The following is an 11,465-nucleotide window of genomic DNA, read 5'->3' as shown; positions in this document are numbered from 1 at the left end:
GGTTCCCTCCCATGGGTAAGCCCGTCGCACAGCAATTTCCAGACGGAGAAACCCCATGACGGAGGTGGTCCACACACCGCGCGTCTTTTCAGGCATCCAGCCTTCGGGCAACCTGACGCTTGGCAACTATCTGGGCGCGCTCAAGCGCTTTTCCGAATCGCAGAAAACAGGGCAGGACAGTATTTTCTGCATCGTCGACCTGCACGCCATCACCGTCTGGCAAGATCCCGACAAGCTGACCCGCGCCACGCGGGAGCTGACCGCCGGCTTCATCGCCGCGGGCGTCGATCCGGCACAGTCGATCCTGTTCAACCAGTCGCGCGTGGTGGCCCATGTGCAACTGGCCTGGATCTTCAACTGCGTCGCTCGCCTGGGCTGGATGAAGCGGATGACCCAGTTCAAGGACAAGGCCGGCAAGAATTCCGAGAATGTGTCCCTTGGGCTTTTCGCCTACCCCGCGCTGATGGCGGCGGACATTCTGGCCTACCACGCCACCCACGTGCCCGTGGGCGAGGACCAGAAGCAGCACGTGGAACTGACCCGCGACATCGCAATCAAGTTCAACAACGACTACGGTGCTGACTTTTTCCCGGTGCCGGAGCCGGTGATCGAGGGTGCGGCCACCCGTGTGATGAGCTTGCGCGACGGGTCGAGGAAAATGTCGAAATCGGACCCCTCGGACATGGCGCGCATCAACCTGACCGACGATGCCGATGCGATCTCCAGAAAGATTCGCAAGGCCAAGACCGACCCGGAGCCGCTGCCTGAAACCGTCGACGGGCTGACCGACCGCCCCGAGGCCCGCAATCTGGTCAACATCTACGCCGCCCTTTCCGGCACCAGCGCCGAAACCGTCCTGGCTGAGTATGGCGGCCAGCAGTTCGGTGTTTTCAAGCCCGCGCTGGCAGAACTGGCGGTGGCCCATCTGACCCCGATCTCATCCGAGATGAGCCGCCTGTTACAGGACCCCGCAGAGATCGACCGCATTCTGGCCCGGGGTGCGGAACGCGCCAACGCCATTGCCGCCCCGATTCTGAAGCGGACCTACGAAATCGTCGGCCTGATCGCCTGACCGGGACCTCTTCGGGGTATCCCCGGAATTTCACCGGCTGTCGCCCCCGGACCCGCGCGGTCCGGTATGGGGGCGGGCCTCTTCAGGGGTACGGATAGACCGGGTGCTGCGGATGCGGCTGGCTGGTCCGAGGGCGCTTGTAAATCGCCTCCAGACCGATCTTGGCCATCAACCGCCTGACCCGAGCCTTCCGGCAAAGATCCCTTCCCGACGCAAATAAGTTGCGATCTGGCGGCTGCCGAAGAACGGTTATCTTTGTGTTTTCAATCATGCACGCAGTTTCACTGCGGGGCTCATCGACACCATTGCGTGAAGTCCGTAATTGAATACCCATACGGTGTATAATTACGTCATAAAGATAATACCCGTATTTGGGGACCTGCTGCCCGCACGCGTTTCACGGTCTGATGATCAGTTCCGCCCGATCAGGCGTGTTGAGGTACTTGCCGGTCAGGTTCAAGGACCGGCGGCGGGCACAACCCGCACGGCAGGTGCCAAAGGTCTTTCCGTCCGCCATCGCCCCGCCGCAGCCGCCGCCTTCTGGCTATGAATCAAGAACACGCCCCGAGCCTGGAAATTCGTGACTGGATTCGTGATTGAGTTAGGCCAAATCAATGGTTAGGCATTGTCTTGCTGAAACGTTTAACGACACAGTCAGGCAATGAAACGGGTTGGGTTGAAGGATGTCGCCGCAAAGGCTGGAGTGTCTGTCGCAACAGCCTCCTATGTCATGGCTGGACGGGGACGGGTTTCGGAGGGCACGCGCAAGACCGTTCTGAAGGCTGCGGATGAATTGGGGTTTGTCCGCAACGCGGCTGCCGCCAATCTTCGATCAGGCCAGTCGCGGTTGATTGGCGTCATTCTCAACAATATCGCGAACCCCTTCTTCAGTCACCTCGTGTCCGACTTGGAAAGTACCGCCTACAAGGAAGGTTTCCTGACCATTCTCGCCACGGCACAAAACGATCTTGAGCGACAGGGCAAAATGCTGGAATCGATGGTGTCTCAGGGGGTTGGCGCAATCATCTTGTCGCCCGTACACGAAACGAAAGTGGAGGATCTTCAGGTCGCATTCACCCGCAGGATTCCTGTGGTGTCCTGCGTAAGAGACCTTCCTGAATGCCCGGTCAGCTTTGTCGGCGTAGACGATGATAAATCAGGCTATCTTGCAATGCGCGCCGCTTTGAGCGCGGGCCATAGATCCGCCGTCTTCGTGGGCGGCTACGAGCGGACGACGACATTGGAAGGGCGGCGAGCAGGCGTTCAACGCGCCCTTGCGGAGGCTGGATTGCCACACTCAGCCTGCGCATTTAGGCCCGGCCCCTTGTCGATGGAGTTTGGTGCATCCGAAATTCGGGAAATCTGCGCTGAAGGAGTTCCGAAATCTGCTGTAATCTGTTTCAACGATTATATTGCCACCGGCATTTATGAGGCCGCACGCGAGCTTGGTATTCGGATCGGGAAAGACATTTCAGTCATCAGCTTTGATAATACACCGATTTCATCAGCTCTGGCCCCGAGATTGACAACCGTCGACATCTTTCCCGGGAGGATTGGTACTATGGCGGCGGAACGTGCTGCGGAGATGGTTCGCGCCGGGAGTTCCCTTAGAATGGTCCATCGTATCGAACCTGAGCTGGTCTCAAGAGCTTCGATAATCTGAGCCACGCATTTTGGAAGCCGGCGGCGCATTGCTGTTGACAAGATGACAATTTGGTGAAACGTTTCATGTAACTGAATGGTTACTGCGGGATGAATATGCGGGAGTTCGATTACATCATCACAGGTGGCGGGTCGGCCGGCTGTGTTCTGGCGGCAAGACTCAGCGAAGACCCCGATGTGTCCGTGTTGCTCCTTGAGGCCGGCGGGCGCGACCGAAACCTTTTGTTTCACTGGCCCGCAGGCTTTGCGAAAATGACCAAGGGAATTGCCAGTTGGGGCTGGTCCACGGTGCCACAAAAGCACATGCAGGGGCGCGAGATCTGGTTCACCCAAGCCAAGGTTATTGGAGGCGGTTCGTCGATCAACGCCCAAATCTACACGCGGGGCAATGCAAAGGACTACGATTCCTGGGCCGAAGATCACGGCTGCGAAGGCTGGAGCTACCGGAATATCCTGCCCTATTTCACGCGCGCCGAGTGCAACGAGCGGTTCAACGACGACTTCCATGGCATCAACGGCCCGCTTGGGGTTTCCATGCCGCGTGCCACGCTTCCTGTCTGTGATGCGTTCATCCGGGCCGCTCAGGAGTACGGCATGCCGTACAATCCAGATTTCAACGGACGCTATCAACGTGGCGCGGGATACTATCAGTTGACACAGAAAAATGTGAGGCGGTCTTCTGCTTCAGTTGCGTTTCTCAGGCCGGCGGAGACGCGCTCCAATCTGACCGTTTGGATAAAATCCCAGGCCATGCGCATCCTGGTTGAGAAAGGTAGGGCAACCGGCGTTTCGGTGCGGCGCAATGGCAAAATCGAAACAATCCACGCAAGACGCGAAGTGATCGTGTCGTCTGGCGCAATAGGGTCCCCTCGGCTGTTGTTGCTGTCAGGGATTGGCCCAGCAGATCACTTGCGCAGTCATGATTTGGAGGTTGTCGAAGATCTGCCCGGTGTTGGATCCAACCTGCAGGATCATATCGATATCTGTGCGATTTCCGAACTTACCGGTCCCCACAGCTATGACGGATGGGACCGGTTGGATAAAACGATTTGGGCGGGCCTGCAGTACTTGCTGTTCAAGAATGGGCCGGCGGCAGCATCGCTCTTTGAAACCGGGGCCTTCTGGTACGCGGATGCCGCCGCACGATCGCCGGATATTCAGTTTCATCTTGGGCAAGGCTCCGGGATTGAAAAGGGCATCGTCAAAATTGATGGCGCGGGCATCACACTTAACAGTGCATTCATGAGACCGCGGTCGCGCGGAACGGTTCGTCTGGCCAGTTCCGATCCATTGGCGCCCCCCCTGATCGATCCAAATTACTGGGCAGACCCCTATGATCTGGAAATGTCGCTCAAAGGCCTGGAAATGGCACGGGAAATCCTTGCACAACCGGCACTTTGCGAGTTCGTCCGCAAGGAAGTTTTGCCGGGACCGGGCACGAACAGCCGCAAGGATCTGTACGACTATGCCTGCCGGATGGCCAAGACCGATCATCATCCCGTCGGCACCTGCAAGATGGGTACAGACAGTGATCCGATGGCCGTGCTCGATCCCGAATTGAGAGTGCGGGGAATTGATGGCCTGCGGGTTTGCGACAGTTCAATCATGCCAACGATCAATTCCTCGAACACGAACGCTCCTACAATCATGATCGGAGAAAAGGGGGCCGATCTTATTCGCGGTCTGGAGCCTCTGGCCCCGGTCGTCTTTTCTTGGGAGCGGAATGCGGACAAGCGATATGCGCTCGCTTAGTCCTGATCTCGGATTAACTAACCGGTTGGGTTTGAAATGACGCCTGTTCTTGGACTTCACCACATTGGATTTACCGTCCCCGATATGGAAGAGGCGGTCGCATTCTTCCGGGATGTGTTTGGTGCGGTGACAATTATGGAATGCGGATCGGTGGATGTGGATGACGCGTTCATGTCCACGCATCTCGGTGTGCCCAAAGGCGTCAGGATCGCCGATCAACGTGTAATTCAGGTTGGTCGTGGCGGATCACTGGAACTGTTTGAATATCGTGGCGTCGAAGGCGAGCAGCACCTTAAGCACAATGGTGAAGCCGGCGCGATGCATATCGCTTTCGAGGTTGATGACGCTTACGCGGTGGCCGAACGCATGCGCGCGGCGAGGATCGACCTTCTTGAAGGGCCGACACTGATCGAAGGCGGTCCGATGCACAATCTCGTCTGGCTCTATCTACGCGCGCCATGGGGGCAATACCTGGAGATCGTAAGTCAGAACGGACCGCTCGGCTACGAGGCCGATGGCGGACCAAGGTTATGGACGCCGTCCCAAGGAAAATAAGCCGAAATCCAATGCGGTCGGAGGAGGCCGTTTGCAGCAAGGGTCTGCACACTGCGACCCAACAGAGGAGGACGAAACATGAATGTGTCTAGAACGCTGTCGCTGGCGGCTGCGCTGGCGACCGGCCTGACGGGTGCGGCCTGGGCCGAGAAGGAATATGAAGGGGTAGAGCTCAAGATGCTTGCCATTGGCGACACCTCCGTGACGCGACTTGCGCCCATTGTGGATGAGTTCACCGAATTGACGGGGGCGAAAGTCCAGATCGACATGTTTCCCTATCCGGGCCTGATCGATAAGATCGTAATCGAGGCGAGCGCCAACAACCCCAGCTATCAGTTGATGTGGGTGGACAGCCCTTGGGTTGGGGTTCTTGGCGAATCCGGCGCTCTGGAAGACCTTACGGACCTCGTCAAACGCGATGCCGAGGAAATCCATCTGGACGACATCATTCCGATCCAGCTTCAGGAAAATACGTGGCAGGGGCGTCTTCTGGCTTTTCCCGCGTCGGGAATGATCTGGCACATCAACTACCGGAAGGATCTGTTCGAACATCCAGAGGAACAGGCCGCATTCAACAAAAGGTACGGCTACGATCTCGCTCCGGCCAAGACCTGGGACCAGTTCATTGACATCGCCGAATTCTTTACTCGCAAAGCAGGTGAAACCCTGGCGGGCGAGGTGCTGGCAAAGGATTTCTACGGCAACGCCCAGGCCTATAGCCGCGTCGCCGGTGCCATCACACATGATTTCTTTCCGATCATGCGCAGCTTCGGGGGTCAATACTGGGACCCGCAAACGGGCTTGTGCGCCATTGACCGTGAACCCGGATTGAAGGCGGCCGAGGTCATGAAAGAACTCGCTGCCTACAATCCCCCGGATTACTTGGGTCTGATGTGGGACATCCGCACCGGCTACATGGAACGCGGCGAAGTGGCGCAATCGGGCTATTGGTCGGTGCGTACAGTGCGCCTGACCAACCCGGACGAAGCCGTGCTGCCAACCATCGGCGAAGCCGGGTATGCACCCAGCCCGACAGGAGACGGCAATCCCGCGGATACCATGACCGGGGCGCTGAGCTTTGCGATCAATTCGAAGGCATCGGATCGTGAAAAGGAAGCGGCTTGGGAGTTCATCAAGTGGGGAACCTCCCGCGACATGATGCGCCGCTTTGCCAATGAGGGATCTGGCGTATCGCAGTTCCACAAATCCATCCTGTCAGACTCGGAGCTCCAAAAGAAATACCCTTATTATCAGGTACTTCTGGAAACCCAAGAGCGCGCGCAACGCCGAATCTTCCACCCGTTCTATGCTGATGTGGAAGAAGTCTTCGGAGTCGAGCTCAACAAGTACATGGCTGGTGAAACCGAATCCGCACAGGAAGCTCTGACCAAAGGCTGCACCAAGGTCAATACGCGGCTGAAGGTCTTCCCGGAGGAGATGCGCCTTCGCTGGATCAACGACGTGCCTGCTGAGATATTCGACTGACCAGAGATCCTGCGGCCTGCCCCTCAGCTTCCTTCTGGGGCGGGCCGACGCCCTTGAACCCAATAGCCCGGAGCCATTCGTTCATGGCCTATATCCGAAAACGAAACAGACGCATCTTTGGCATGTTCTTGTTGCCGGCAATATTGGTTCTGTTCCTGACAACGATCTATCCGATGATCTATGCGGGTTACCTCAGTTTCCGCTCCTACGATCTGGCCAAAATCTTTGTCCCACGTGTTTTTGTCGGCGGGGCCAACTATCGCGAGATCCTGAGTTCAAGCGAGTTTCTGCACTCCCTCATTGTTACTTTCAAACTCATGGCCATGACTTTGTCGGTTCAACTGGTTTTGGGTGTCGGAATCGCGCTGCTGGTGGTTCAAAAGCTGCCCGGCATGCCTCTGGCACGAACATTGCTGATGATCCCAATGATGATTTCGCCGGTCATTGTCGGCCTGGTCTGGTTGTTTCTGTACTTCCCGGAGATTGGTTATCTAAACTATTTCCTGAGTTTTGCCGGTGTCGGTTCCATCCCGTGGATTGCCTCGACCAATTGGGCGCTTTGGGCGATTGCCATTGCCGATATCTGGCAATGGACACCATTCGTGATGATGGGCACTGCGGCGGCACTACAGAGCCTGTCGCCCGAACCCTATGAGGCCGCGATGATCGACGGCAATTCCCGATGGGACATCTTCACACGCGTAACGCTGCCACAGCTCAAGCCCGTATTGGTTAGCCTGATGTTCCTGCGTGCCATCGATGCTTTCAAGATTTACGACATCATCTTCGTGCTGACCAAGGGCGGGCCGGGCGACAGCACCGAAGTCCTTTCGATGTTCATCTACCGGCAGTCTTTTACATTCTGGCGGATGGGCGTCGGAGCGGCCGCCAGCTTTGTGTCACTGATCATAATCGTCGTTCTGATCACGCTTTTCTTCAAATCCCTCAATCGTGACCAGGCTGCGTGAGGTCCTGTTATGAACAAACCGTCCACACAACAGACTATTCTGATCTACATCGCGCTCACGATCGTGCTGATCGTTTTCATGACGCCGATTTATCTGATCGCATCCTCGTCGGTAAAACCTTCACCGATCATGTTCCAGAAGCCGCCGGCCTTCCTCTTCTCTCCGACATTCGAGCATTACAAAGACCTGTTCGGGATGCGGCCATTCGGAAAGTTCATCCTGAATTCGTTGATCGTTGCACTGGGTTCCACAGCCTTTTCACTGACCATCGGGTCGCTCGCCGCCTATGCCATCAGCCGCATTCGCCACAAACGGATGAATGACGTGGCCTTCTGGATCCTGTCCATGCGGATGTTTCCACCGATCGCGGTGGTTGTCCCATATTACATCATATTCAAGACGGCGGGATTGCTGGACACGCCGCTGGCGCTGATCATCGTCTATTCGACAGCGAACATTCCGCTGACCGTTTGGCTAATGAAAGGGTTCTTCGATGAGGTGCCAACGGCGCTTGAAGAAGCCGCAGCAGTGGACGGCTACGGGCTGATCGAAACCTTCTTGCGCGTGACGCTGCCGTTGGCGGCACCCGGCCTCGCGGTCTCGGCGGTGTTTTGCTTCATCTTCTCCTGGAACGAATTCCTGTTCGCGCTGATGCTGACCGGATCGGAAGCTCAAACCGCGACAGTGGCGGTCATGTCCTTCTGGTCGTCGGACGCCGTGCAATGGGGCCGCATCATGGCAGGATCGTTCATCATTCTCATTCCCGGAGTCATCTTCGTGCTGACGTGCCAGCGGTGGCTGGTCCGCGGGTTGACCATGGGCTCCGTCAAATAGGAAAATCGATGTCGGCAATCATACTCAATAAAGTCGTCAAGACATATGGCGCGGTTCAGGTTGTCCATGGGATCGACCTTGAAATCGAGGAAGGAGAGTTTGTCGTACTCCTTGGACCCTCAGGCTGTGGCAAGACAACAACCTTGCGCATGGTTGCAGGGCTGGAGGATGTGTCAGGCGGTGAACTCTCGATCGGCGGGAAGATCGTGAACGATGTCGCGCCCAAGGATCGTGGCGTTGCCATGGTTTTCCAAAACTATGCGCTCTATCCACACATGACAGTACGCCAGAACATGGAATTTGCGCTGCGTCCAATGAAGCTGGGAAAAACCGAGGTCGCGAACAGGATCGCGGCAACTGCAGGTATCCTTGGACTTGGCGATCTTCTGGAGCGGCGCCCGGCACAACTGTCCGGCGGGCAGCGCCAAAGGGTCGCCATGGGCAGGGCGATGGTGCGAACCCCGGAGGTCTTTTTGTTCGATGAACCGCTTTCGAATTTGGATGCCAAGCTGCGCACACAGGTGAGGTGGGAAATCGGCAAACTCCATCAAAGACTTGGAACTACAGTTCTTTATGTCACTCACGATCAGGTCGAGGCCATGACACTGGCGGACAAGATCGTAATCATGCGGGACGGCCATGTAGAACAGGTCGGCACACCCGAGGACGTCTACGCCGCCCCCAAAAGTACGTTTGTGGCCACCTTTATCGGCAGCCCATCGATGAACATGATCGCCGCCCGCGTTATCTCAGGCTGCCTGCAGGCAGATGCCCTGTCGGTCCCGATCCCGGAACGTTTTGCGGATCGCGTGTCGGAAGGTCAGGCCGTAACTCTCGGCGTGCGGCCAATCGAGATAAAGCGTGTTGGCGCCGACACGCCCGGCGCCATGAAAGCCCGCGTCGAGGTAACCGAATATCTTGGGAACGAGGCGCTTCTGGATCTTCGCGTTGGCCAGCACGAGCTGGTCGCGGAAGTGCCGGCCGACCAACGCGCGGAACCGGGCGAAACCGTCCACGTGTGTTTGAACACGACGGCCGTACATCTGTTTGACACCGAGTCAGGCCTAACACTGGCGGAATAATGGAGGTCGGTCATGGCCAAAGAGGTTGTCATCTCTGCAAAATCCACTTTCGTTTTGCAGGATTATGAAGATGAGACCTTGGGTGCGGATGAAATCCGTGGCCCCACGATTGCAACCTTGATCAGTCAAGGAACAGAGATGGGGTGGGCCGAAGGGGAGGACTTCCCGATCCGGCCCGGATATGCCGCCGTATTTCGTGTGGAAGAGATTGGCGACGCCGTCGAGGGCGTTGAAATTGGCGAGTTGCGTTTTTGCATGGGCTATCATCGCCAGACGCAACAACATGCTGCGCGCTTTACGCTGAAGCTGCCGGACGGCATGGCGCCCGAGGTGGCTCTTCTTGCGCGTCTCATGGGTGTCTCCATGACAACCCTCATGTCGACAAAAGCGCGCCCGGGGGACAAGGTGGTGATCTGCGGAGCAGGACCCGTTGGCATTCTGGCGGCACATAACTTTGCCATCGGCGGCTACGATGTCAGCGTTGTGGAACCCGACGCCATGCGGCGTGCGCAGTTACGGCAAAGTGGAATAGGGACGGTCCATGCCAGGATGCCCCTCGAAGATACGGCCTATCTGAAGAAAGTTGCATTGGTAGTGGACTGCTCGGGGCACGAGTCTGCGGTGCTGGATGGCTGCCATATCGTGCGCCCCATGGGAGAAGTTGTGCTGGTCGGAGTCCCCTGGCGCAAATACACAGACCTGTCGGCACATGAAATCATGCGGGCCGTGTTCTTCGGCTTCGTCAACTTGCGGGGCGGCTGGGAATGGGAAGTCCCCATACAGTCAAGGGGCTTCGTCTGGGAAGAACTGCTTGAGGGGTACAACAACGCCCCTCACAGTACATTCGGCGGTTTCGCACGGGCCCTGCGCTGGCTATCCCAAAAGCGCATTGATATGGCGGGGCTGATGACATCGGTGTCGCCAGCAAACCCTGCGCAGGTCTATTCGGACATCGCCGCCCGGAAGATATCCGAACCTTTCATTATCTATGATTGGAGTAGCCCCTGATTTTGGTGGGGGATGGCCGCCGCCGCGACCGAGCAGGAGCAAAGTTTTACCGATTTTCTGGAGAATGCGCTGACGGCTGAACGTGATTTCCGGCGCGCGCGCTCCGCTGCCACGTTGATCCGCATGGCGGGCTTCCCGGCGGTAAAGACGTAAGCGTTCGGTGTGCCCGCTCTGCCGCTGATCGTTAGTGAGGGTTAGTGTCCATCAAAAACGTAATGGACATTAGCGAGGTTGAGCATGGGCAGACGTCGGCGTCGTCGGAACTGGTCGGATGCTGAGAAGCGTATGATCTGCGCGCAGGCGCGGATGGCGGGCATTTCGGTGGCGCAGGTGGCGCGTCGATACGATGTCAACGCGAACCAGGTCTTCAACTGGATGAAGGATGAGCGGTTCGACGTTGCGCCGGATGACGTGGCGCCCCCATGTTTTCTGCCGATTGAGGTTGCGCAACCAGACATACCCGAGCAGCCTGCCACAACGGCGTGATCGCTTGAAGTTGAGATTGATGGCGGGGTTCGGCTGAAGATCTGTGGGGACTATGATCCTGAGGCGCTGGCAGCGCTCTTGCGAAAGCTCTCCTCGTGATCCCGGTTCCGGCGCAGACGAAGATCTGGCTGGCGGCGGGTGTGACGGACATGCGCAAGCAGTTCAACGGCCTGTCGGCTCTGGCGGAGAGTGTGCTGAAGCAGGATCCGTATTCGGGGCACCTGTTCGTTGTCCGTCGTCAGGGATTTTGGGACAGATGGCTGCCTGAACTAAGAGAGGGTCTGGCGCATCTGGTTGGTTTGATTATGCGGCGGATTTTCGGTGAAGCAAGCGCCGCGCTTCGATGGTCTTTCGTTTGATCCTTTCTCGTTGTTTGAGGATGGTCTTTCCGCGCCCGAAGTAGACGTCAGCTGGCGTGAGGTTCTGTAGGCTCTCGTGGTAGCGTCGGTGGTTGTAGTGCTCAACAATCCGCGATCATGCTTTTTTTGAGCAGCCGCAATTCGAGGGCCTGCTCGGCCACGACCTCCTTCAGATCGCGGGCCTCCCGACGCAGATCCTTGA

General features: G+C 57.3%; 12 protein-coding genes and 2 pseudogenes. 12 read left to right on the top strand and 2 right to left on the bottom strand.

Going from position 1 to position 11,465, the window contains the following annotated elements:
• Window positions 1-55 precede the first annotated feature (55 nt).
• Complete coding sequence (gene trpS / locus C8N32_RS13420; RefSeq protein ID WP_107893493.1) at window positions 56-1,072, top strand: tryptophan--tRNA ligase; 1,017 nt, start codon at window positions 56-58, stop codon at window positions 1,070-1,072.
• Between the two features lie 88 nt (window positions 1,073-1,160).
• Here trpS and C8N32_RS15385 read toward each other — a convergent pair.
• Window positions 1,161-1,321: pseudogene (locus C8N32_RS15385) on the bottom strand (IS3 family transposase); the annotation flags it as partial.
• Between the two features lie 412 nt (window positions 1,322-1,733).
• Here C8N32_RS15385 and C8N32_RS13415 point away from each other — a divergent pair.
• The 11 genes from C8N32_RS13415 (at window position 1,734) to tnpB (ending at window position 11,263) form a co-directional block, all read left to right on the top strand.
• A complete protein-coding gene (locus C8N32_RS13415; RefSeq protein ID WP_107893492.1) occupies window positions 1,734-2,735 on the top strand; it encodes a LacI family DNA-binding transcriptional regulator in 1,002 nt (333 codons plus the stop codon).
• Between the two features lie 95 nt (window positions 2,736-2,830).
• Window positions 2,831-4,486: a GMC family oxidoreductase gene (locus C8N32_RS13410; RefSeq protein WP_107893511.1), complete on the top strand. Its 1,656-nt coding sequence runs from the start codon at window positions 2,831-2,833 to the stop codon at window positions 4,484-4,486.
• Window positions 4,487-4,522: 36 nt separating this feature from the next.
• Window positions 4,523-5,041 (top strand): VOC family protein, encoded by a 519-nt coding sequence (locus tag C8N32_RS13405; RefSeq protein WP_107893491.1) that lies wholly within the window; start codon window positions 4,523-4,525, stop codon window positions 5,039-5,041.
• Between the two features lie 78 nt (window positions 5,042-5,119).
• Window positions 5,120-6,526: an extracellular solute-binding protein gene (locus tag C8N32_RS13400; protein ID WP_107893490.1), complete on the top strand. Its 1,407-nt coding sequence runs from the start codon at window positions 5,120-5,122 to the stop codon at window positions 6,524-6,526.
• Window positions 6,527-6,609: 83 nt separating this feature from the next.
• On the top strand, window positions 6,610-7,494 hold the full coding sequence (locus C8N32_RS13395; protein ID WP_107893489.1) for a carbohydrate ABC transporter permease: 885 nt from the start codon (window positions 6,610-6,612) through the stop codon (window positions 7,492-7,494).
• A 63-nt stretch (window positions 7,495-7,557) separates the two neighbouring features.
• Window positions 7,558-8,328 (top strand): carbohydrate ABC transporter permease, encoded by a 771-nt coding sequence (locus tag C8N32_RS13390; protein ID WP_201132369.1) that lies wholly within the window; start codon window positions 7,558-7,560, stop codon window positions 8,326-8,328.
• Window positions 8,289-9,410: an ABC transporter ATP-binding protein gene (locus C8N32_RS13385; protein WP_338110831.1), complete on the top strand. Its 1,122-nt coding sequence runs from the start codon at window positions 8,289-8,291 to the stop codon at window positions 9,408-9,410. The genes C8N32_RS13390 and C8N32_RS13385 overlap by 40 nt, the downstream gene beginning before the upstream one ends.
• A 12-nt stretch (window positions 9,411-9,422) precedes the next feature.
• Window positions 9,423-10,418: a zinc-binding dehydrogenase gene (locus C8N32_RS13380; RefSeq protein WP_107893486.1), complete on the top strand. Its 996-nt coding sequence runs from the start codon at window positions 9,423-9,425 to the stop codon at window positions 10,416-10,418.
• A gap of 12 nt (window positions 10,419-10,430) precedes the next feature.
• Complete coding sequence (locus C8N32_RS13375) at window positions 10,431-10,571, top strand: ATP-binding protein (RefSeq protein WP_242509510.1); 141 nt, start codon at window positions 10,431-10,433, stop codon at window positions 10,569-10,571.
• An 84-nt stretch (window positions 10,572-10,655) separates the two neighbouring features.
• Entirely contained in the window at window positions 10,656-10,904 is a 249-nt protein-coding gene (locus tag C8N32_RS15380) for a transposase (protein WP_274610738.1), read from the top strand.
• A gap of 95 nt (window positions 10,905-10,999) precedes the next feature.
• A complete protein-coding gene (gene tnpB, locus C8N32_RS15595; RefSeq protein WP_107893485.1) occupies window positions 11,000-11,263 on the top strand; it encodes an IS66 family insertion sequence element accessory protein TnpB in 264 nt (87 codons plus the stop codon).
• Here tnpB and C8N32_RS13360 read toward each other — a convergent pair.
• Window positions 11,208-11,369: pseudogene (locus C8N32_RS13360) on the bottom strand (IS3 family transposase); the annotation flags it as partial. The gene tnpB and the pseudogene C8N32_RS13360 sit on opposite strands and share 56 nt — an antisense overlap.
• Between the last annotated feature and the right edge of the window lie 96 nt (window positions 11,370-11,465).

Source organism: Rhodovulum imhoffii (assembly GCF_003046545.1).
Taxonomy (GTDB): domain Bacteria; phylum Pseudomonadota; class Alphaproteobacteria; order Rhodobacterales; family Rhodobacteraceae; genus Rhodovulum; species Rhodovulum imhoffii.
The sequence above is the reverse complement of the archived record's forward strand: the minus strand, read 5'-3'. Positions and strand labels throughout refer to the sequence as shown.